Source organism: Pseudoalteromonas rubra, assembly GCF_004212645.1.
GTDB classification, from domain to species: Bacteria; Pseudomonadota; Gammaproteobacteria; order Enterobacterales; family Alteromonadaceae; genus Pseudoalteromonas; species Pseudoalteromonas rubra_G.
On record NZ_PPUZ01000001.1, the window covers coordinates 135,702 to 158,505 of the forward strand.

At 43.3% G+C, this 22,804-nt stretch carries 15 protein-coding genes; 5 read left to right on the top strand and 10 right to left on the bottom strand.

Annotation, left to right across the window (positions count from 1 at the left end; genetic code table 11):
• The first annotated feature begins 140 nt into the window (after positions 1 to 140).
• Positions 141 to 2,324 (top strand): OsmC domain/YcaO domain-containing protein, encoded by a 2,184-nt coding sequence (locus C3B51_RS00555; protein ID WP_130243820.1) that lies wholly within the window; start codon positions 141 to 143, stop codon positions 2,322 to 2,324.
• Positions 2,325 to 2,592: 268 nt separating this feature from the next.
• Here C3B51_RS00555 and C3B51_RS00560 read toward each other — a convergent pair whose 3' ends face one another.
• From C3B51_RS00560 to C3B51_RS00605, 10 genes are read right to left on the bottom strand one after another with little or no spacing between them, the layout of a single operon-like run.
• Positions 2,593 to 4,590, bottom strand: a complete 1,998-nt coding sequence (locus tag C3B51_RS00560) for a YcaO-like family protein (RefSeq protein WP_130243821.1) — start codon at positions 4,588 to 4,590, stop codon at positions 2,593 to 2,595.
• A 7-nt stretch (positions 4,591 to 4,597) separates the two neighbouring features.
• A complete protein-coding gene (gene asnB / locus C3B51_RS00565) occupies positions 4,598 to 6,412 on the bottom strand; it encodes an asparagine synthase (glutamine-hydrolyzing) (protein ID WP_130243822.1) in 1,815 nt (604 codons plus the stop codon).
• A gap of 18 nt (positions 6,413 to 6,430) precedes the next feature.
• Positions 6,431 to 8,341, bottom strand: coding sequence for a YcaO-like family protein (locus C3B51_RS00570; protein WP_130243823.1), 1,911 nt, complete (start codon positions 8,339 to 8,341; stop codon positions 6,431 to 6,433).
• Entirely contained in the window at positions 8,338 to 9,009 is a 672-nt protein-coding gene (locus C3B51_RS00575) for a hypothetical protein (protein ID WP_130243824.1), read from the bottom strand. The genes C3B51_RS00570 and C3B51_RS00575 overlap by 4 nt, the downstream gene beginning before the upstream one ends.
• A gap of 32 nt (positions 9,010 to 9,041) precedes the next feature.
• The gene (locus C3B51_RS00580) at positions 9,042 to 9,794 is read right to left on the bottom strand and encodes a hypothetical protein (protein ID WP_130243825.1); all 753 of its coding nucleotides are present in this window, start codon (positions 9,792 to 9,794) and stop codon (positions 9,042 to 9,044) included.
• A gap of 49 nt (positions 9,795 to 9,843) precedes the next feature.
• Positions 9,844 to 10,926 carry a BMA_0021/BMA_0022 family TOMM bacteriocin gene (locus tag C3B51_RS00585; RefSeq protein WP_130243826.1) on the bottom strand — a complete coding sequence of 361 codons (1,083 nt, stop codon included), beginning with the start codon at positions 10,924 to 10,926 and terminating at the stop codon, positions 9,844 to 9,846.
• A 12-nt stretch (positions 10,927 to 10,938) separates the two neighbouring features.
• The gene (locus C3B51_RS00590; RefSeq protein WP_130243827.1) at positions 10,939 to 12,924 is read right to left on the bottom strand and encodes a YcaO-like family protein; all 1,986 of its coding nucleotides are present in this window, start codon (positions 12,922 to 12,924) and stop codon (positions 10,939 to 10,941) included.
• Between the two features lies 1 nt (position 12,925).
• Positions 12,926 to 14,032 (bottom strand): amidohydrolase family protein, encoded by a 1,107-nt coding sequence (locus C3B51_RS00595; RefSeq protein WP_130243828.1) that lies wholly within the window; start codon positions 14,030 to 14,032, stop codon positions 12,926 to 12,928.
• A gap of 38 nt (positions 14,033 to 14,070) precedes the next feature.
• The gene (locus tag C3B51_RS00600; RefSeq protein ID WP_130243829.1) at positions 14,071 to 14,553 is read right to left on the bottom strand and encodes a hypothetical protein; all 483 of its coding nucleotides are present in this window, start codon (positions 14,551 to 14,553) and stop codon (positions 14,071 to 14,073) included.
• Between the two features lie 9 nt (positions 14,554 to 14,562).
• Entirely contained in the window at positions 14,563 to 18,543 is a 3,981-nt protein-coding gene (locus C3B51_RS00605) for a TOMM system kinase/cyclase fusion protein (protein ID WP_130243830.1), read from the bottom strand.
• Positions 18,544 to 18,999: 456 nt separating this feature from the next.
• Here C3B51_RS00605 and C3B51_RS00610 point away from each other — a divergent pair, with 456 nt between their 5' ends.
• The 4 genes from C3B51_RS00610 to C3B51_RS00625 all read left to right on the top strand — a co-directional run bounded on the left by C3B51_RS00610 (position 19,000) and on the right by C3B51_RS00625 (position 22,689).
• Positions 19,000 to 19,728, top strand: coding sequence for a hypothetical protein (locus C3B51_RS00610; RefSeq protein WP_130243831.1), 729 nt, complete (start codon positions 19,000 to 19,002; stop codon positions 19,726 to 19,728).
• A gap of 94 nt (positions 19,729 to 19,822) precedes the next feature.
• Complete coding sequence (locus C3B51_RS00615) at positions 19,823 to 21,061, top strand: hypothetical protein (RefSeq protein ID WP_125720343.1); 1,239 nt, start codon at positions 19,823 to 19,825, stop codon at positions 21,059 to 21,061.
• A 6-nt stretch (positions 21,062 to 21,067) separates the two neighbouring features.
• Positions 21,068 to 22,042 (top strand): methionyl-tRNA formyltransferase, encoded by a 975-nt coding sequence (locus tag C3B51_RS00620; protein WP_125720341.1) that lies wholly within the window; start codon positions 21,068 to 21,070, stop codon positions 22,040 to 22,042.
• A 173-nt stretch (positions 22,043 to 22,215) separates the two neighbouring features.
• Entirely contained in the window at positions 22,216 to 22,689 is a 474-nt protein-coding gene (locus C3B51_RS00625) for a hypothetical protein (protein WP_125720338.1), read from the top strand.
• The last annotated feature ends 115 nt before the right edge of the window (positions 22,690 to 22,804 follow it).

Here is a 22,804-nt window from a genome sequence, read left to right on the forward strand (position 1 = left end):
AACATGCCTTTGCGGCCAATAACAGGCATTTAGTGACTTAATTTGCGCTGGTTTGTAGATTTGTGCCATCAGCATTGGCACCGCCTTGCAACCTCAAGTACAATAGGGGTTTTCGATTGCAATACACCGGAACCTTCCCCATGGAAATCAAAGTAAATTATCTCGATAATCTTCGAATTGACGCCAGATTCGATGATTTTTCTGTCATTGCCGATCAGCCTATACGCTACAAAGGCGATGGCTCGGCGCCCAGCCCGTTCGACTATTTTCTGGCCTCGTCTGCGCTGTGTGCGGCTTACTTTGTGAAAGTGTATTGTAACGCGCGCGACATCCCGACCGACGACATTCGCGTGGCGCAAAACAACATTGTTGACCCGGAAAACCGCTACAACCAGATCTTTAAAATTCAGGTAGAGCTGCCAGAGAGTATTTCTGAAAAAGATCGTCAGGGCATTTTGCGCTCCATTGACCGCTGTACCGTGAAAAAAGTGATCCAGACCGGCCCTGAGTTTCAGGTTGAAGCAGTAGAGAGCCTGGATGACGACGCACAGGCTATGCTGATGGTAAATACAGAGTCGGATGCCAGCACCTTCATCCTCGGTAAAGATCTGCCACTTGAGCAGACTATCGCCAATATGACCGGTATTTTGTCTGATCTGGGCATGAAAATCGAAGTGGCGTCGTGGCGTAACATTGTGCCTAACGTCTGGTCTTTACACATTCGTGATGCCGCATCACCGATGTGTTTTACCAATGGTAAAGGGGCAACGAAAGAAAGCGCGCTGTGCTCGGCACTGGGCGAGTTTATTGAGCGCCTGAACTGTAACTTTTTCTATAACGATCAGTTCTTTGGTGAAGAAATTGCCAACGCTGAGTTTGTTCATTACCCCAATGAAAAGTGGTTTAAACCGGGTGACAACGATGAACTGCCAAGCGAAATTCTCGACGGCTACACGCGCGAAATCTACGATCCGGAAGGCGAGCTGCGCGGCTCAAACCTGATAGACACCAACTCGGGCAATGTCGAGCGTGGTATTTGCTCTATTCCTTACACCCGTCACAGCGACGGTGAAACGGTTTATTTCCCGTCCAACCTGATTGAAAACCTGTTCCTGAGTAACGGCATGAGCGCGGGTAACAACCTGTTTGAAGCCAAAGTACAGTGTTTGTCTGAGATCTTTGAGCGTGCGGTGAAAAAGCAGATCATTGAACAGGAAATTGTACTGCCGGACGTACCTGAAGAGGTACTGGCCAAGTTTCCGGGTATAGTGGCGGGCATTAAAGGGCTTGAAGAGCAGGGCTTCCCGGTTGTGGTAAAAGACGCCTCTCTGGGCGGTCAGTTCCCGGTGATGTGTGTGACTCTGATGAACCCGAAAACCGGCGGCGTATTTGCCTCTTTTGGTGCGCACCCAAGTCTGGAAGTGGCGCTGGAGCGCAGCCTGACCGAGCTGTTGCAGGGCCGCAGCTTTGAAGGTTTGAACGACGTACCCAAGCCGACCTTTAACAGCATGGCAGTGTCTGAGCCGGAGAACTTTGTAGAGCACTTTATTGATTCAACCGGTGTGATCTCCTGGCGTTTCTTCAGCGCCAAGCACGATTATGAGTTTGTGGAGTGGGACTTCACAGGCACCAACGAAGAAGAGTGCGACAAACTGTTCGCCATTTTGAAAGACTTAGGTAAAGAAGCTTATATAGCTGAGTTTACCGATATGGGCACCGCCTGCCGTATTCTGGTACCTGGTTACTCAGAGGTTTACCCGGCAGAAGACTTAATCTGGGATAACACCAACAAAGCCCTGCAATACCGTGAAGACATTCTGAACATTCACTCGCTGGAAGACGAAGCGCTGGCCGATTTGGTTAACCGTCTGGAAGAAAGCCAGCTTGATAACTACATCGACATCATTACTTTGATCGGCGTGGAATTCGATGAAAACACGGTTTGGGGTCAGCTGACCATCTTAGAGCTGAAGATCCTCATCTATCTGGCGCTGGGTGACATTGAAGCCGCTATTGAGCTGGTCGAAACCTTCCTGCAATACAATGACAACACCGTTGAGCGTGGCCTGTTCTACCAGGCAATGCACGCGACGCTGGAAGTAGCGCTAGACGAAGAGCTGGAAATTGAAGACTACATCCACAGCTTTACCCGCATGTTCGGCAAAGAAGTGATGGACGCAGTGATCGGCTCAATCAACGGGGATGTGAAATTCTATGGCCTGACACCAACCAATATGCAACTGGAAGGTCTGGACAAGCACCTGCGCTTAATCGACAGCTACAAAAAGCTCCACGCCGCACGCGCTAAGTTTGCCAAGGGGTAATTAGCTAAGTTGTAATTAAAGCCCGCAGGGTTGACTGCCTGCGGGCTTTAATTGTGCAATGTGTGTGGAGTACAGAGTCTGGGGTCGGTGGGCAACGCCGAACCGAGACTCTGGGGTTATATAAACAGAGTTTTCTGCAACAAACAGGCTCCTTTTTCGCCTCAAATGTGCTCCCTCTCTAAAGTCATACCGGCCTTGAGCCAGTATCTTTTCAGTGGTGAGTGGGTGTTTCAGTTTGGGTTATTCCTATCCACCAAGGCCAACGCAATTAAATATATAACCCCTGCTGATTAATCGTCTTCTCTGCTAATGGTTTATCCAGCCACCCAAGTTTTACCGGCGTCTGGTAAAGCCTTGGATTCCCCAATTGTGGCCAGATGTGGCAAAGGCCAGGTACAAAGACTTTAGCTGTACTCAGTGGAATAGGCGAGCGGGAATAATCCAGTGCCAGTGTTTCCATATTCAGGCTGTGTAATTGTTCAACAATGGCCAAAATGTCATCTTTCAGATCGCCGCTCTGAGTCAGTTTATAACTTCCCCTTGGTGCCTGCGCGTCTGGTAAAAGAAAGCTGTCATCTGTAATGGCATCAAAATCAAACGGTGCACCATTTTGGTCCCGTATAGGAATAAGCTGACATAATTCAGTGAGCGCGCGCTGCGCAGCCATTTCTGGTTTTAGGTGACAGCCAAATCCAAATACATAACCCAGGGTTGCTTTGTTGCGGCCAATCGCTGCCATTACAGGCACGCCGGTATCCATGGTGAGGTCCAGCACCCAATAGTCGTGTTCAATGGTGATTGTTTCGTGCAGCGGTGCCAGATAATCCGGGTCCAGACCACTTAACTCAAATTGCGGGCGCGGTAAGCGGTTGTACCACCAGATAGCGGTTGCATCACGCTCAAGCAACTCAAATAAGGCCTGTAAAATGGCTTCTTCCAGATTATTGCCAGCGGCACAGCCATTGGAATGCCATTTTCCAAAGCGGTCTTCCTCAAACGGCGTATTGGCAAAGCAGCAAACGGTAGGCACGTAAACCTTTTCATCGCGAGTGAGTGACCAAAGTGCAGTCCAATTGACGGCTTCTCCAGTATAAGGCAACGCAGCTTGTTTACGCTGAGATTCAGAATCAGCGGGGTCTGAGAAACGTGTATATTGCTGCTCGCTGTAGGGTAACAACTGAGAAAAGCCATAATTACGCGCATCAAGTTGTTGAGCATGCGCAACCTGACTTGGCTCATCGCCAATATACTGAGCGTTCTTGCGTTCTATTGCTTCACACAGAGCACTGGCTTTGGACTGTTCGTGCGTGACGCCTTTGCCAAGCGTTTGTTGGGCAAAATCGGCACCACTAATTAGCTTCGGAGCTTTCATCGGGCATTTGTAAAATCCTGAAGTGAATATCTTAATTGAGTCCAAAGGAGCGGACAGTTTAGTTTCAGGAAAAATATAACCCAGTTGGCGGCCAATAAATGGTGCAAGTTTTTTGAGTGTGTCTTCTGCTTTATACGCTCTTGAACCACCATCTGTGTCATAGGCGATTGGAGTGCTTTTAAGAGATAATTCAGATGTGTTATCAGAGTGCGATATGCGCTCCAAATTATCAAAATTATACTTGGCAGATGAGCCATGCTGAATATCAAAAACCAACGCTTCAGCGCAGTCAAGGGATTTAACTAGCGAGCATAGCTGTTTTGGTATTTTCGGGAAAGACAACAAGCGACCTTTACCTTCACCAAACTTATCCATAAAGAGGTCGAGTGGACGGCTGGCAAAAATCCATGCCAAGTAACTCTCTAATTTGTCAATACATGTTATGACTGGTGAAATATAAATGCAATTTTTATATACTTCACAAAACCTTAGGGGGAAATGCTCCTGTAGATTTGTTGCTTTCCTAATATCTTCGATTAGTACACAAGAGTTTTGCAAGTGTGACGATATGCGATGCCAGTTTTCTGCGAAATATTCTATGAAATAACTTGAGCCATAAATCTCATCGATAAGTTCCAGTTTCGTATCTTGTACATCAACCTCTTCAACTAGCCAGCCTCTTTTAGTCGCATTTTCTACTTGATAATAAAAGTGTGCCAAAAGTTCAGCAGGAACACTTTTCGCCAGCTCATCAATATCTGTTAGATTTTTAAAGTGTGAGAACCATGGGAAATTTTTAGCATCCAATACAAATTCATTAGTTTGGCTGTTAAGCAGGACGTTATCATGCTTATCCGTAAAGATGCTGAATTTGCTATTAAACTTGAGTTTCATAATATAGTTATGCTTCTAAATTAAAGTGTTTTTGCAAAAACAGAATACTTAGGAAGTGGCAAACAACAATGTCTTCTGAAAAGTCTAACTGAGTCCGATTTTCTACAACAGACTCAAAAAAAGCAATGACTTTATCTATATCGTAAATACCTAATTGCGATTCTCTGTTAGACAATTCATGTAATTCATCTAGCAGATAAAGTGTAATGTTTTTGGTTAAGTTAGTTGGAGCTAAAAAAGGTTTTTTGATTTGCTCTACATGCAAATGAGGGAAATTCACAGTAAATGCATCCCTTAAAATTCTCTTATTTTTACCGTTGCAATATTTGAAGGCAGTTGGGAGTGAATGAATGAAAGCTACTAGTGAGTTATCCAGAAAAGGCTGACGACCTTCAATTGAGTTTGCCAGTTCAGTTTTATCTCCCAGAGCAAGCAAGTTATAGTCCTGATATACAGTGTTGTAGTGGAGCCATTGGCTGTATCCAATGGAGGACGTGACTATGTCGCTGTGCGGCGCGACTAAGTGCGTTGTGTAACAAGCCTCAGAGAAGTCTGCAGAGCGCAGTGATTTAAATAACTGAGCGTTTGACTTAGCACTTATAGCTGCGCTGGGCGTAAAATTCAATGCAGTCTCAAGTGTGGTTTGACCTTCAAAAAGCGGATCATGTCCACTTTGTTGTGTTAAAGGAGAGCTCAAATCATATTGAAAAAACTGATAGCCAAGCAATGATTCATCTGCCCCTTCTCCTGTTAGCGCAATTCTAATTCCGCTTTCTTTTACTTTACGGCTCAACAGGTATTTGGCGGCAACATTTAAATTTGGCACTATCGATTCTGCGTGATAGATAGATTTTTCAAATGAACCAATGAGATCGTTGTGCTCTAGTTGAAGTGTATGGTGTTTAATTCCAATCTGCTTAGCAAACTTTTCAGCTGCCAAGCTTTCATCCAAAGGGCTATTAGGAAATCCGATGCTGAATGATTCAGCTTTGTCACTCAGTCTAGCTGATAAAGCGCAGATGTATGATGAGTCTATGCCCGAGCTTAAGTAACAAGCGAAACGCTCTTGAGGTATTCTCTTGTTCACGGCTTGCTCAAACTGCTGGCTAAACTCTTGCGTTGCCTGTTCGTAAGAAATATCACACTGTTCAAATAAATCGGGGTTAAAAGGGGATTGCTCGCAAAATGGGTAGCTTTTCAGCTCATTATTTGTGTACTCAACTATATGACCAGGGGGGACAGAAAAGACTCCTTTTACAAATGTTTCTTTGGCACCTACTAAAAACCGCTCTTTTGCAACTAAATAGTGCTTATTCCATACTGCTGGTACACCTGCAGACAATAAAGCTTTGATTTCTGAAGCGGCTATAAAACAATCGCCATTATGATAGTAATAGAGTGGCTTGCTGCCATTTCTGTCTCGGGCAAGGTAGAGCTCTTCAGTTTTCCGATTGTATAAACATATTGCGAACTCACCCTCTAGTTCATCGAGATAATTAACACCAAATAGTTCAACGCCTCTTAACGCTATTTCACTATCCGACTTTGATGTAAACGATGCTCCTGCCTTTTTGAGATGCGCGGCATCATTGTATATTTCTCCATTTACAGCGCAAACCCATGCGCTGTACTCAGAAAGCATAGGCTGATGAGCGCTTGAACCTCCATTTATCGCCAGTCGTTTATGACCGATAAAAACTCCTGTAATTTCGTCATAATAAAAGTGCTGTTGATCTGGACCCCGGTGATTCAATCGCTCTAAAGATTTTATGAGGTCATTTGCGTTATTTCGATTGCTTATGGAGGCTAATATTCCACACATTAGTTATTACATACCACTTTATATTAGAAGCTCTAATTTGTTTAGTTCACTTTCATTTCTTGCTTTTTCTAAAAGCCCCATTTTCACTGGTACAGTATAGAGCCTTTCTGAACCTAAGTAAGGAAAAAAGTGGCATAAGTTGGGGGCGATAACTTTCACTGCATACAGTGGTAGATTGTCTTTGGATTGGTCTACATAGTACAAGTTTACACCAATACGCTTAAGCTCACTTACAATAAAGTTCAAAGAGTCTGAAATGCTTTTGAAGTTGTATTGAGGCGATATTTTGGAGCCCTTCATCTGGGAGCTTCCGAGGATATAATTCTCTAATTTAATATCAGAAAAACTAAAAGGAGATGTATTTATATCTTTAATTTCATGAACTTGAAAAAGCTCCGTTATTGCTCTTTGTTTTGCTATTGTTAAGTCTAAATGGCACCCAAATGAGAGTGTTACTTCACTGTTTTCGGTATTTAATGAAACAGCAGTTACAACAGGTATACCGATATCAGATGTTAGATCAAGCAACCAGAGTTTGTATTTTACACCAAAAAACAGCTCAATCTGGTTTATCAATTCATCACCAATATCATCTAAGCTTAGCCTGGGTACAATTGTTTTATTATACCACCATATAGCAACAGCATCTCTTTCTATTAATTCCAAAGTACCCTGCAATATAGCCTCTTCTACACTATTTCCCGTGGCGCCTCCATTATGATAAAACTTCACAAAGCGTGACGGATATGGCGTATTCTTGTATACAAAGTTTATTGGAACCCAGTACTCTTGGTCGAGCAGATCTCTACATTTTGTCCAATGAGTTGGTTGATCTAGGTACTCCTCCACCTCATATATTGACTGAGTGCCGTGAGCAATTCGTTGTGCAAATTTCCTGTATTGAGCTTGGCTGAATGGAGTTAGTTCACCTATATTTAAGCAGCTTTCTAATTCACTTTGCTTTGCTTCGATAGCATCGATAGAGTCGTCAAAATTTGATGAAATGCGTTCAATTGCTTCGCAAAGAGAGCTTACTTTTGATTGCTTGTCTTCTATACCTTTTCCCATTGCTGTGTAGTATAAAGATTCATTGCTGATACAGTCTGATTCTACAGGGTGTTCACAAAAAGTAGAAAAGTAGGTTTTACTCTCCTCTTTGTTTATACTGTTGTTTATTTTTCCATGGAAGCAAAGGCACCCGAATATCGGGTCCGTTATTACTTCAATATTTTTTAATGTCTCTTCCTGACTGACTACTCTAAAGCCGGAGTGCTTGTTAACCACTTTATCCTGAGCCGGTTTGATCTTTTTTACTGGGCTCCATATCTTCAATTCATCACTCTCAGAAACATATGACCAACCATAGCTAGATATACAGATGAGCTTATTTAATGATTCATTGGAAACATTCAGGTTTCTTGTAAAATCTACCCCTTTTTTAAATAGCCTTCTTCTTAAGGGTCTAGTGTTAAGGTAAGTCTCTCGGGATGTGTTTATCAAGCTAAGCGTTTCTGTTTTGTTCCTCCCTATAATTACCTGTGGCAATTGAGTTGTAGGAATTATGATGCGAACTATCTCATGGCTCATCACTAACTCATCAATTCTGGGGTCTGTTATTTCGTGAGCTATGATGTCATATGTATCTATGCATCTTTGACTTGTGAGTGAGCTTGTTGATAAAGATGTTAGATTGACTCCTGTAAGGAAGGTCTCAGACGTGCTTTGTCTTGTATCTTGCTCAGAAATTAAGTTGCTATCAAGTAGCATTTTCTCAATATCCTCGCATTCAACCCAGATCCCATTTTCAGCTATTTGCAAATCAGAATGCATTTTTAGTGGGACCAAGTACTCCCTATCTTTGTGTATTATGTATAGATTTTTATCTTCTTTAAAAAGAAAAGCTTCTGGGTTTATAGAGTAATGCTTCATAAAATGGGGGAAATTGAAAAGTTTGTTATTCTATTTGTTAGGCCATAGCTGTTTTTTTGCACCAAAACTTCACTGTCTATACCTCGGACATAGAAGTTAAGCAAAATCTGATGCTGGTTAGTCGTATTTCTACCGAAGCCCTTAAATATTTCTTTGTTTACTACAAGAGATTGACCTTGCTTGATTTCAACCCGCTCAGTTTGGTCAAGCATAACAGAGTCTGGGCAAATATTATCAAATGCATTAAACCCACTCATTAGAGTATCTGAGAGGTAGGCTTCAATGGGGGTAAGTGCTAGAGAAAAAGAAAAGTGTTCCCCTGTTATGAAGTCAACAATATCACTATCGCGATGAAAGTTTACAGAGCAAGTGTTTTGTCCGTTATCCGGCGGGATAAAAATAACTGAACTAGCCCATAACTGCAGCACCTCACTGCTAAAGTGTTCAGGGAAGCAATTTTTGTTTAGTTTAGTTATGAGTTTTTGTGTTTCTGGGCATATCTGATGAACCTGGTCTACCTTAGCCACTTTTGTATCCATTTCATCTAGCCACCACTTTCTCAGTGGTTCACCGTGTTTCAGGAACTGTTTTGTAAAATAATACTCATACAGAACGTTTAATTCTGCGGAATTTAGGTCGAACAAGTCGGGTAATAGTGCAAATTTCATTAAAAAGTTGGGAGCTTTCGCTCCCTCCAGAATCAAGTGGTGAAAGGGTAGATTTTACCAAGCGCATCGTAGTCCATTAAAGACATTGCTACGTCTTGCTGTTCTTCAGGCTTAGGTGGCAACTTCATAATTACAGTTGAACCTAAATTCAAGAATGAAGGATTGCTGTGAATGAAATCATCCATCATTTGACTAAACTGTGAAGCACTCCACTGAGGGCTATTCTCTGGAATCTCTTCAGTAGTAATATACCAAAGACGGCCTGAGGGGTGCTTTACAATCACTCCAGTAGCTGGCATATCAACCCATCCGTTTACTGGAATATCACTCCATTTCTTAGTCACATTGAAGTAACTAGCATTGTCAGCAGAAACAAGGCTGAACGTTACATAGCCTTGCTCTTGACTTGGAACAATTGATCCTGGGTCAACAAGGTAGGCTTTGAAGTAGCCAGGTTTCAAGTTGTCTCGCTGATATTGAAGGTTGCTACTGGTTGCTTCAATTACAACGGATTGATCTTCGGCACGATTTGCATCAACTACTTTTAGGTTGACGCCAGCAGGAAGCTTATAATTAAACATCGATAATACTAACGCCGGATCGTTTAACAGCGCGGCTTTGTTTTCTTCTTTTTCCCATGCATAGGCTACTGCTCGTCCCCATGCGTGGTTCCAGCTCTCGTGTGAAGCTGTTCCATTCAAAATAGATTCATCGAAAAGTACTTGAAGAGACCCTGTGAAAGAGCCAAATGCGGTATCTCCGAATTTTGAGTTGTTTATTTCCACTGTAAAAGTCCTATTTTAAAGTAAGTTCTCATGGATTTAGATTAATTTATTAACAAGTAAATGGAAAACCTGGACCATCGTTATTATAACGAGTTAGAGCAACAGGTTGACTCGCTTTATCATCTGGAGCTTCAGGGAAAGATAAAATAATACCAAGAGGCGTTTTTTGAACCTGCTGGTAACTTCCTTTACTTTCAACGCACCAAACCCATTTATCAATTGCAATGGTTGACTCTGATACTGAAATGGATTCAATATCTTTGGGTGAAATCTGCTCATCGAGTACAAACAGAAGTTTGTCACGAGACGCAGAGAGATCTCTCGCACTTAGTTTAAAGGTTGATTCATCAAGCAAGTATGCAACTGTTCCCCGAAGCTGTTCACCGGAACGCAGTGTCAGTGCAGCATCAAAAGTTCTTGCATATTTAGCAAGCTTATCTTTCTTTACTATTAGGTCTACATCCCAAGGGTAGTCATAGTCTAGCCAATCCTTTAGCAATTTAGTGGCACGACCAATAGTGTTTGTAGAACTATGAGAGATAGTTTCTTCAATGAGGCTATTGCTAAATTTAGTGTTTGACCATGCGAGAGCAACAGCTGCGGCCATTACTCCACCAAACTCAACGAAGTGTGTGTTGCTGTTACCTAGGTCGTAACTTGCTTCTGGGATCAACCCATCTTTCATAGAGGGAAATATGAAAGCACTTTCAGGGTGGTCTTTGTGCCCTGAAGCACACAATGTGTCAAAGACTTGTTGCAGTGAAAGGTTGGGATGATTTACATCGTCAGTGATGCTCTCTAATATCCAAGAGTTATCGAAATAATAATGCGAAAGTGCTTCTGCTGGGTTTGGAATAGTGGGTTTTTCCGGCACAGAGACGACAAACTTATCGAAAGATAAAGAGTCGGTCATATATACGCCTCTTGCCTCATTATAAAAAGGCCCTTCGCCGAGATCTTTGATAGAAAATTGAATATTCCATGGGCATTTATAACCGAAGTATTTGTCTAGGACAGATAGTGCATTTCCGGGCAAGCATAGCTCTTTTCTAAATTCTTCGTCATTCCATGCTTTTGCAATGGCTTTTAAGTATGTTGCACGAAAGTCAAGCAATTGTTTCGTTAGTTCCATTTTTTCTCCTTGTTAAATGTATAACCCTTGTTGGTTTATTGTTTGCTCTGTGAGTGGCTGTTCTAACCACCCGAGTTTTACTGGTGTCTGGTAAAGCCGGGGGTTACCTAGTTGAGGCCATATGTGGCAAAGACCTGGGACAAAGACTTTTACGGTGCTTACCGGTGAGAACTTTCGCGTGTATTCAAAGGCTATTACTTCCATATTAAGCTCATGTAGTGAGCTTACTATATGAGATACACAATCATTTATACTCATATTTTCGCAGTCGGTGTAAGCTGTTGTCGACGCTAAGTGCTTGCTAGGGTATAAAAAGTCTTCATCTTCAACTGAGTTAAAATCAAAGGGAGCGCCGTTTTGGTCGCGAATTGGTATCAATTGACATAATTCTGTTAGTGCTCTTTGTGCTGCCATTTCTGGTTTTAGGTGGCAACCAAATCCAAAAATAAAGCCATTGTCTTTTTTATTTTTGCCAATTGCTGCCATGGCGGGGATACCTGAGTCATTGGTAATATCCAGCACCCAAAAATCGTGTGTACTACCAATGCTCTGTTTTATTAAAGCAAGACTGCTCGACTCGATTCGAGAAATATCAAACTCAGGCCGTACCAATTTGTTATACCACCAGATAGAGGTCGAGTCCCTTTCTATTAATTCAAGCAGTGCTTGTAGTATAGCTTCCTCTTTGTTGTTGCCAGCAGCACACCCATTTGAATGCCAAAAACCGTATTTCACATCATTAAAGGGTGTGTTTGCAAAGCAGCAAACAAGGGGGACATATACGTATTCACTATTTGTGAGGGACCAAGCTTTGTACCAATTGACTGGGCTGTTGTCATAGCTCACAACAGCTTGCTTACGGTTGAAATCCTGAGAGTTTGGATCAGCAAAGCTCTCGATTTGAGTCTGGCTATATGGCAAAAGATCAGAAAAGCTTATATAGCGGTGAGGCAAGTTTTCTGGAAGTGATAAAGTGCTAGGTTCGTTTCCACAATATTGGGCATTCTTTCGCTCAATCGCTTCACAAATACCACTTACTTTCGATTGAACTGGATCAACTCCTTTACCCAAACATATTTGTACGAGTGAGGAGTTATGACGTCCAAGAGAGGTATATGGTCCCTTGTAAAACCCTGTTCTATAAATTTTAATAGGGTTGCCATGAGAGTCCGAAAGCTCTTCTATATGAGTTACAAGGCCAAGCTTGTTTGATACGAATGGCAGAAGCTCATTCAAGGTTGCGCTCGGGGATTTAGATCTTGAGCCGCCATCCTGGTCAAATATGCATGCTATAGGATTTAATTTTAGTTCAGGCTCTTGCTCATTTACGAGACAGAAAGGGTCTACTGTTAAGTGCTCTGCATTATGACTCTTCGAAGAGCAGTCATGAAGCGAAATTTCAACAATAATTTGTTTGGAAGATCTATTAACCTCTTCAATTGATTTCTCAATGAGTTTACTGAGGATCACCGCATCCAATTCTGATTTCTTAATGAAAGGTGGTTTTTCTTTCTCAACGTTAAGGTTATTTACGATATTCCGAATTGGGTTGTTTGAGAGCAGGAGTTGTTCAAGTGCATCGACAAATTCAATGTTATTCTTTGCTATGAACACCTGTCCAAAAATATAAATAAGTCGAGATTTATACTTTTGATATCCAACTTCCAGAGCTTGGTAGTATAGGTTGTCTTTTGAATTGAAGGTTTCAACTTCTGACTTTTCTAAAGCAGTCTTAATATCCTGCATTGGTATTGAATCATTGATTTCCTCGTCTATCTCAACGAGAGAAAAACGCTTCATTAACTCCAAAGTTCGCATGAAAGCAATTTCGCCGTCGATATCAAGCTCATATGCATTTGGTTTTCCAATGAGTTCTAAGTTGGGGAACTGCTCAGCAGGAAACTGATATAGGATTTCTTCGTAAATAACGAAAGAATTCTTGTTTTCTCCGGAATAAACTATAGCTTTGTTTTTCCATTTGTAATTTGAATAATACATATTAAATTAAGGCTTTATAGTTGCTATACAGTATCTTGTCTATTTCAGAGGGAGTAAGATAATCAAGCTCATTTCTTATGTTGATATCATTCAAATGCATGTGGTCAGGGTGCGGAAAGTCACTACCATATATTAGGTTGTCAACCCCTACTGTTTTGATGCAATCTTCGATACTGGGTTCCCCAAGCTCAATTGTTAGCCAAAATTGTCTTTTAAAGTATTCAGAGGGCAACATTTTTATGTTGTCTTGAATCAGACTCGGGAACTCGGTATAGCATATATTGTCAAGCCGCCAGAGCCAGTAGGGGACCCATGAGCAGCCAGCTTCCAGTAGTAAAAACTTTAAGCTTGGGTATCTCTCTGTCACACCTGACTCGACTAGAGATAAGAAGGCCATTTGGATTTCAATAGGGTGTGAGCAGGCATGTAATCCAAATCGGCTAGTAAATCTGTCTGTTCCAACTGTACTGCCCGCTAAATGCGTACCACCATGCAGTGCTACTGTGATGCCTAACTGCTCGCAACGCTTCCAAAACGTTTCATAATCAGGGTGGCCAAGAGATCTGCCCTTGATTATCTCAGGACGCAGTTTGATCATACGCCATCCAAACTGAGCGATTGTCTCTAACTGTGCCACCATTGTTTTAGGGTCATGGCGACTGATCACGCCTACGCCGTGCAACCTATCGGTCTCTGAACCTATATAGTCAAATAACCAGCGGTTATATGCTGCAGCAAAATCAAGCGACGCTTGAGCGTCAATTTCACTATGATTGACTATGTACATGGCGAAACTTGGAAAGAGCAAAGCTTGCTCAATACCAGAGTCATTCATTGATAGAAGCTGATCTTTCGAACAGGTTGCAGAGAGCCTTTCTGCAATACTGTTTTCATTTTCGATTGCGGCAGCAACTTGAATATCGGGTCCCCAGTTACTTAGGACTGAGTGTTCTCCAATCATCAGAACAGGTGGAATGCTGAGCTCTTTATGCGGGATATTTTTTAAATATATGGGATATTTAGAAAATGTTCTTTCACTAGTATACTCTTTCCAAAGCGAAACTGGCTCTATAACGTGCCTGTCTCCATCAAATATTTTATTTTGCATATTTAATTCTCAAAGGAGGGGAAACCCCTCCTGTACAATCAGCAGCAGGTAAATGGCATTTCTTTGCCTTTAGCTTCATAGTCAGCTAAAGCGTATGCCTTTATGTCTTCTCCCGATGGAGCAGGGGGCAGTGTAAAAATAACCTCTGTAGGAAGATGACTTGAAGCTTCTAACCACCCATTGACTGGGTGTTTTTTTTCTAAAAAGCTGTCGTTATAGCTGTAACCAATAAGGCTTTCTTTATTAAACTCATTATATAAAGGTGTCTCGATCACTTGATTGTCACTAGTTAAGCCTCTAAACCTTATATATAGGCCTGATGGGGGAGTATAATCAGATAGCTTTCGCATCATTTCCAGTGGCTCATTAACTACCTCTTTAAGTTTATCATCAGAAATCCATGAGTAGCTAATCAATCTTCTAAATGCATTTCTCCACTCAGCATCTTTCTCGAAACCCCAAAGTGGATTTTCGTCTCCATGAGAATTATCTTCGTTAATTTCAACAGTTTTATTTGACATTTTTTCACCTTAATTGGTAATAGTGGTTTGAAGTTGCTTTTTAGCTTCGTTCAAAAAAAACAGATTTCTCTGTTCAATACACAAGTTAACAGACTTTTTACTTAGAGATTGGGCTTCGCTTTTGTTTCCCAATTTATACTCTACCAAAGAAAGTGAATTAAGGATTATTGGCAATGCCGAAATTTCTCTATTTTTGGTAGACTTATCGAGTGAGTAAATAAGGATTTCCTTCGCTTTAGTATATTGCCCTTGCTCTATCATTTTCAATGAAAGTAAGACAACATACCAGCCTGTAGCAAAGTCTTGCGGTGATTCACAGACAGTCATTATGATTTCTTCAGACTTCTCTATGTCACCACTGAAACATGCTACTAAAAACTTTAAATAGACTTGGTAATATGAAAAATTACCTTCTTCATAAATCGTTGTGAAATATAAATTACCAACCTCAATAACTTCTTTGTCTTTTTTTAGATAAGCACTAAGCAGAGCTCTGAATAAGTATGCTAAAGCTGTAGCATGGCATGTTGAGTGTCCAGAAGATGTTTCAATTGCCTTTCTAGTACACATTTCAGCCTTTTTTATATTGTTTTTATGTAGGTAACTTAGAGAGACCAACGAATAGCAAAAGGGCTCAATATCAATGCCATATTGATTGAAAATATAGTCTCTATCAGTTTTTTCAAGTAATTCGTTCTGTATTATCTTAAAGCAATTTATTGACTTGTCTATTTTTCCTTCGAACAAGTACGATAATATTAAGTGTGCTAAAGTAACGGCTTTTTTATCATAGTCATGCTTTTCATATGACTCTAGTAGCTTTAAGCCAAAAGAAATGGCTTCTGGGCCACCTCCACAATAAAATAGCTCCATAAACTTAATCCAATCTAGTTTATTTCTTATTGAGCTTTTTATGCTTGGGACTTCACTGATTTCAGGAGAGTTGAATATATCTACTAGTTTATCTCTGAATTCAAATGTTTGAGGAGAAGATGTACCATACGTACTAACGAAACACGGATATATTGCATCTAGAAGCTCTCCTTTTAGTTGAATCGCTTGCTGTTTATTTTCCAATTTATTGGCAAGGAGTTCAGTATGTTTGGATGATTCAATTGCGTATCTATACGAATATTTTGAAACTAGTTCCAGAATAGACCTTTTTGACCACTCTGCTGCAGCCTCATAGTTATTTGCTTCCTCATAGTGATAGCTGATAATGCTCGGTTCTATAATCATCTTTTTGCCATAAGAGGCTTCTAACGATTCAGCAACTCTATGGTGTATTTTGCTTTTGGTCGAGTCCAATATACTTTCGTATGTTACATCCCTCACCAGCGCGTGTTTAAAGATATAACTGTCATTTTCAACCCGGCGCTGTTGGATGATGAGGTCTTTCTCAATCAGCTCATTCAGGTCGTTTTGGATCTGATCTTCGCTGAGTGAAGATGCGGCGACGAGCAGGTCGTATTCGAATTCGCGGCCTATGGTGGCGGCGAGCTGTGCGGTTTCTTTGGCGTGTACCAGGCTGTCGAGCTTTTGCTGTAGCGATTCGCGCAGGCTGCTGGGGACCTGATCGAGTTTATCCGGGCTGACGAAGTTGACTTCGCCGCTTTGCTCGCTGACGAGTGCTTTTTGTTTCAGCATATCGACCAGCTCTTCGATAAACAGTGGGATACCGTCGGTGCGGCTGACCAGTATGTCGCGTACGTTTTTCGAAACGGCTTTGCCTTCGAACAGTTGCTCGATAAAGTCTTCGGTTGCTTTGGCGGTGAGCTTGTGTAGCTCCAGCTCCAGCAATGTCAGGTCGTGCAGACTGTCTGGCTTAGGCTGGCGCGAGGTGCTGATCAGCACGCTGCCATCGCCAAGATTGGCCGCAAAATGGTGGATGAACTCCAAAGTGGTGGAATCTGCCCAGTGAATATCTTCTATGATGTACAGCTTATGATTGCTGAGGCTGAATTTGTGCGACAGCAGCAGGGCACTCAGGCCTTTGAACAGCAACTCTTTTTGTGCGTCCGGCGCCAGTGACGATGGCTGCATGTCTTCGGGCAACTCAATATTCAGCCACACTAACAGAATGGGCAAAATAGTCTCTGTGTTGAGTGTGCCGTCCTGTTCATTAAGCAGTGATACGAACAGGTCTATGACCTCGGTATTGCTGAGATTGCTGGTGTTAAACAGGTAACGCACCAGCGTTAGAATTGGGTAGAGCGCGTTGTTCTGGTGCTCGGGCAAACACTGGGCAACCAGGTGCTGGTATTTGCCGGCGTTGGCGCGAATTTCTTGTAGTAACCGCGACTTACCAATGCCGGCTTCACCGTAAATATGGGCAACCCGAGTGGTTTGTTGTTCGTTATTAATGATAGACAGGGTTTTGTCCAGTTCGCTCTGGCGGCCAATCAGCTTGTGGTGATGGCGTGTACCACGCATAAAGCCAAAGGCTTCTACACGTTTTTCGCCCTTGAGGTTATAAATGGCTTGCTGTTCAAACGCCATACCCAGCTGCATATTGTCGAAATAATCGAACTCACTGTAAGGCTCAAGGATGGCGCGGGATTCTGCGGTACACAAAATCTGACGTTCACCCGCTAGGCGAGCCAGTTGCATGGCTGTGTTGGCTACATGGCCTTCTGGTACCGCGTTGGCGTAGGTGACAAAAATACCCGAGTGCAGGCCAATGTGGGCGTTAAGTTGCACACCGTGGGCTTCTTGCATCAGCGCATTACGCTTACCGAGTTCACTGATCACATCCAGTGCGGTACGTGCGCTCAGTCGGGTGTCGTTGTCGCTGGCAACGGGGTAGCCAAAGTAGAACAGCGCAGTATCGGCCAGATTGCCCACATGATAGGCACCAAAGCGGGTGGCAATATCAATGCAGGTATTGCGCTGCGACTTAAACAGAGTGTCGATGACATCCAAATCTTTGGTGTTTTCATCGAGCATTTTAGCGCTGAGGCGCAGTGCCATAACGGTGATTTGTTTGCGCTCTGTCAGCGTGGTGTAATCCTGCTGGCCAGGATGGCTTGGGTCGTCGGTGCGCAACACCACAGTGGCATCGTCGTAACCATGTTGCGCCTGCACATCTGCCAATACGCCCACCAGGTTCGACACATTCATAGAGTTAAGTTCACTGAATGCCTCTTCCCCTGAGATCACGCGCTCTGTGGCATTCTTTTGTAGCACACGACGCAATAATCCCGATAACGGGTGGCCAAGCAAGGCACTGGGCAGTGGAATATGTACATCACTCAATTGCTTGTGATAAATCGAGGCAATACTGGAGCCGGTAACGGCCGGTAAACCAGTCAGACATTCTAAAAAGACCAGGCCCCAAACATAGATATCAGTTTTGGCTGAGGCGGGTTCTCCACGCAGTTGCTCGGGCGCGCTGTAAGAAGGCGTACCCAGGGTTTCCTGGGTGAGTGTCAGCGTGGCGAAGTCCTGATGGCGGCTTTCCTGGCTGAGCGTGCCGATACCAAAGTCGAGGATCTTAGCGTAGGTTTTTGCGCCTGCCTGCGTCAGCATGATGTTGGCGGGTTTAATATCCCGGTGGACTATGCCTTTTTGGTGTGCATGGATCAGGGCATCCAGTACCTGCAACATAATGTCGGTGGCATCGACTGCATCTAACGCGCCTTCCTGAATAAGATGTTCGCGCAGGGATTGGCCTTCCACATATTCAAACACGCCGTACAGCAGGTTTTCGTCTACCTGGCCTTTGTCCAGCAGTCGCACAATGTGCGGGTGTTGCAATTGGCTGCTGAGCGAGGTTTCACGTTTGAATCGCTCAATGTAGCGGTGCTTTTTGGCTTCGTCCAGATGTGGCTCAAGTGCCAGAAACTTGATAGCCACTAGCTGATCGGTGTTTTTGTTTTTTGCTTTGTAAACCTTACCAAAACCGCCTTCGCCTATCTTGTGGATGAGCTCGTATTGCGTCGACTGAAAGCGATCCTGAATGTAAGGATCAGAAAATTGAGTTAGTGGCATAGTCTTTTATTTTTATCTAATTTGTTAACAGGGCTCGAACCTAAGCTCTAAATTATTGTTAAGAATTACGATTATTACAATGTTTTTTCAACATTCTTGCCATTAGCATGGCTTTATTTGACATCAGACAGATTTCACAAAGATGAAGGTCGTATTGATTATCGGCAACTAATCGTATTACTTGAGTAAAATTCAACAATATCAAGCGTTACTGAACAGTCTGAAGCATGCTGTTGTTCTCTGCTAGTAATCTTTACCGATTATCAATAGAGGGTCAAATGCTTCTGGCTGAGGGTTGGCAAAAATAATGGTTTAAAAGTTCTAAATTATTATATTTATCATGCTCACTGGTACTTAATTGGTAGGGTTTGCTTGTGGTGTAATGTGGTGTAATGTCCAATTATTCAGCAGTTTGTAATAATCAACCAGCTTTTTGGTCGCTAAAGGTATTTATAGATGGAACGTCGTACTTTTCTTAAATCAGGCTCGCTCTTATGTGCCAGTGGTGTACTGCCCGTCAGTGCATTCGCAGCTAACGCCAGTACATTTACATTTTCTGAACAAGATACTCAGCGTGTTGATGCCAGCACGTTAGATAAACTGGGCCTTACAGCACCCAAAATGTCTGTACAGGCGCCCAGTGGTGAGCAGATTACCTTAACACTTAAGCCGTCTGTCAGCAGGCGCTACGGCGATTTATTGTATGTCTACTTTGAGATGGGTAAAGAGATTGCGGTATTTGATATTGATGGAAACCAGCAAGGTGCGATAACTCTGCCAGACGGGGTTGGCCTGGTTGGAGATTTTGCTATCGAACCTTCACAGCAGTTGGTTTATCTTATTGAGCATGGCCATCATCACATCACTGTCGCGAGCTTTTACGGTGAAAAACTCGGCCAGATTGGCGAGTTCGGTATTGATGTGGTTGAGCAGTTAAATGGACCCAAAAGCATTACGCTTGATGCGGATGGCCATTTGCACATTCTGGAAATGGGCACTTACAGTATTAAAGTGTTTAACAATAATGGTGCGTTCTTGTACTCCTACGGCCAAACGCGATTCACTAAGCAACCTGTATATAAGTCACTCGATGGTACACAGCATATTGTCGTCAGTGGCGGGCAGCTGGGCGACAGAAAATGGATTTTTAGAAAAGAAGTTCGCAAATTAACGGCACTCAACTAGACTGAATCATGAACGCTGACAGGTGCTATGAGCTGGCGGTTTTGCTGCTCCTAGTGCCTTGTAACTATGGAATTATTATACTTAGGTAGCGCCGATGGAAAAACATCAGACGCATACTGTGGCATCCGCAGATTATGCAGACCCAAAAGTCGACCAACTATTAAAACATACCGTCCGTAACCAACTTGAGTCTTTGCTCAAGGCCAAACTCACTACCGCACAGCGGCAACAAGCACTTACCCGAAGTTTTGTTGAGGCAATGGCACTTATTTTTAGCACCACTCAGGCCACTCACGCTCAACTGAGCGCTGCATTTGAGGCCATGTACGAACATGCCGTGCAGTCAATGACACAGGCACAGCTCAGCGAAGAACAACTAACGCGGCAATACATCTCTCCCACTGGATTGATTATGTCGCCACTCAACAGCCGCAATACAATTAAAGATATCTATCGTATTCAGGGTTATGTAAAAGGTATAGATAAAGCCGTTCGTGGCATGTTGTCTCATAAAAAGTCTATCACTATCTTGTACCCTGCCTGCGGCCCGTTCGCGCCCTTGCTGTTACCGCTGCTCAGCTATTACAAAGACCAGCATGTGTTTAACGGTGAACAAATTAAGGTGTTGTTTGTTGATACTCACCCAGGTGCGATTGTCACTCTGAGACAGCTGATTGCTGATTTACAGTTAGGTGAATTTGTTGCCGACATAATAGAAGAAGATGCGACAACCTATGAGCCACAAGAGAGCATTGACTTGCTTGTGCTGGAGGCGATGCAGCATGGATTTACCCGCGAAGGCCAGCTGGCGATTGCAAAGCATTTAGTGAAATTTTTGGCGATAGATGGCTGGATGATCCCGCGTTCTGTGTCCATCAAGGGCATGATGGTCCACGGCGAAACTGAATTTAATCAGCAATGGAAAGACGCGGAATATTGTCACTCCGCGCACTTGCAAGACACTGCTTTGCAGGAGCGGGTGGAGCTGGGTGAGCTGATGCGAATCGACAAATCTGCATTATTACAGATGCAGGAGTTGGAGTTGGAAGACGATGTCCGGGTGGTTGCGGCTAATACCATTACTTTGCCAACCGGGGTAGAGGATATGCCTGAGCGTATTCTGGCTGTATATGCGCAGATCACCACGTTTGACGAAGAAGGGCTGGATCAATACGACTCCGGCATTACGCACCCCAAGCCAGATATGAGCTTTTATGTTGATGCAAAGCCCAAAGAGCTTGACCATATGCACTTTGTGGCCAACAGCGGTGACACGGTCCAGTTTTATTACCAACTCAGCGGTATGCCTGGGTTTGTCCCTGTGAAAGTATAGGAGGCAATGATGGAATCTAAGTATGCCTTATTCAGTGGCAGCTGCTTGTGCCTGACTGCGGTGCAGTATTTGTTGCAACGGGGTCAGCTGGGCTGTGTGGTTTTGGTTGAAGCCGAGCCAAACCCGGACCTAGTTCAGCTGCAGCGTTTTTTACATCATCATCAAGTCCCAATGCTGCAATATAAAACCGAATCAGACGATGTGTTGATTGCCGATCTCGACAGGCTGGGTGTAAACAGTGGCTTGGCTTACCTGTTTAAACACAAGATCCGCTCTAAGCTTATCGACTATTTTGCCGGACGTTTACTGAATATCCACCCAAGCGCATTGCCAGATTATCGAGGCCCAATGCCGGTGTTCTGGCAGCTTAAAGAGGGCGTAGAAACGATTCGACTGACACTCCATAAAGTAGTTGAGCAGCTTGATAGCGGCGCAATTGCAACCCACATTGATTTGCCTGTTCACCCTTTTGATACCTCTCAGTGTTTGCATCAGAAGCTTGCCCAAATGGTACCCGCATTGCTTGAGCAGTTCACTCAGCAGCAGGCGGCGGGCACATTGACCTGGCAAACACAAAGCGAGGACATTGAAATTGATGGTAAACGGTGCGAGCCACGATATGCCGCGCATGTTCAGGTTGATGATTTGCTGATTGACTGGCAGCGCCATACAAGCAGTGAAATAGTTAACCTGGCTCGTGCTGCTAATGCTGAGCTCGGTGGGGCCCGTTTTAAATTCCGCGAAGGTTTGTTACAGCTGATGCAGGCTAGCAGTATGGATTGCCAGTTGAAGGGTATCAAACCCGGGACCGTTTTGGAGCTCGACAGAGTGAAAGGGTTATTGGTTAAAACGAAAGATGCCGCCGTGCGCCTGGATACGGTGTTAACAGAGCAGGGGATTTTTGATGGCTATCGTTTTGCAATTTTATTTGGATTGGAACCTGGGCTGGCCATTGTCCCTACTTCCTCTACGCGTATGTAAAAACATAATTTGTGATGGTTTCAATGCGCTAAATCAATTGCAAACCGATACCTTTGTACTAAATTTTACAATGGTAGCTTAGTTGAGAAGGACTCGTGAGTGGCCTGGCCGATGTACTTATTATCCTGCGTTTCTAACTATGCTCTGAACTTAAACTCAGAAGCGAGATAGATATGAACATAAAGATCAATCTGACGAACCGCTATGGCTATGATTTAGCACTCTATCCTTATGACGGAGGCGTCAGGCCCAGTGGTGAAGGGCAGCGTATTGCAAAAACTGAAGGCACTGGCGAGATAACCGTAGCACAAGGGGAGTGCAGTATTTTGGAAGTGCCAGGGATGGGGAGTTTGCTGATCCAGTTTTTGGGTGACGACAAACTAGCAGACTGTCATGAACGGTTTTGCGACAGCCCTAGCGAGTTTGACGAGTATCCATTAATGGCACTGTTACGTTACAAAACTACCGAGTTGTACTGGCGTTTTTCAGACAGCGATGATCCGGCAGAACTGAACGTCAGCATCAATGATATTGGTACAGTGTGTCTTGATAAAGTACTAAGCGGAGAAGCGCGCAGGGTGCAGTTACCTGAGTTTTTCATCCCACCTGTTTTTACGCCCCATTTACCAGAAGGAAATCCTGACTAACTCTGAGCAATGATAGCTCTACAACACATAGATGCCGTTCAGGCAATGCAGTAATAGAAGTAGTAGGTGCGAACTTTTCGCAACAAGTCGATAAACCACTGAGTGAATTTTAGTG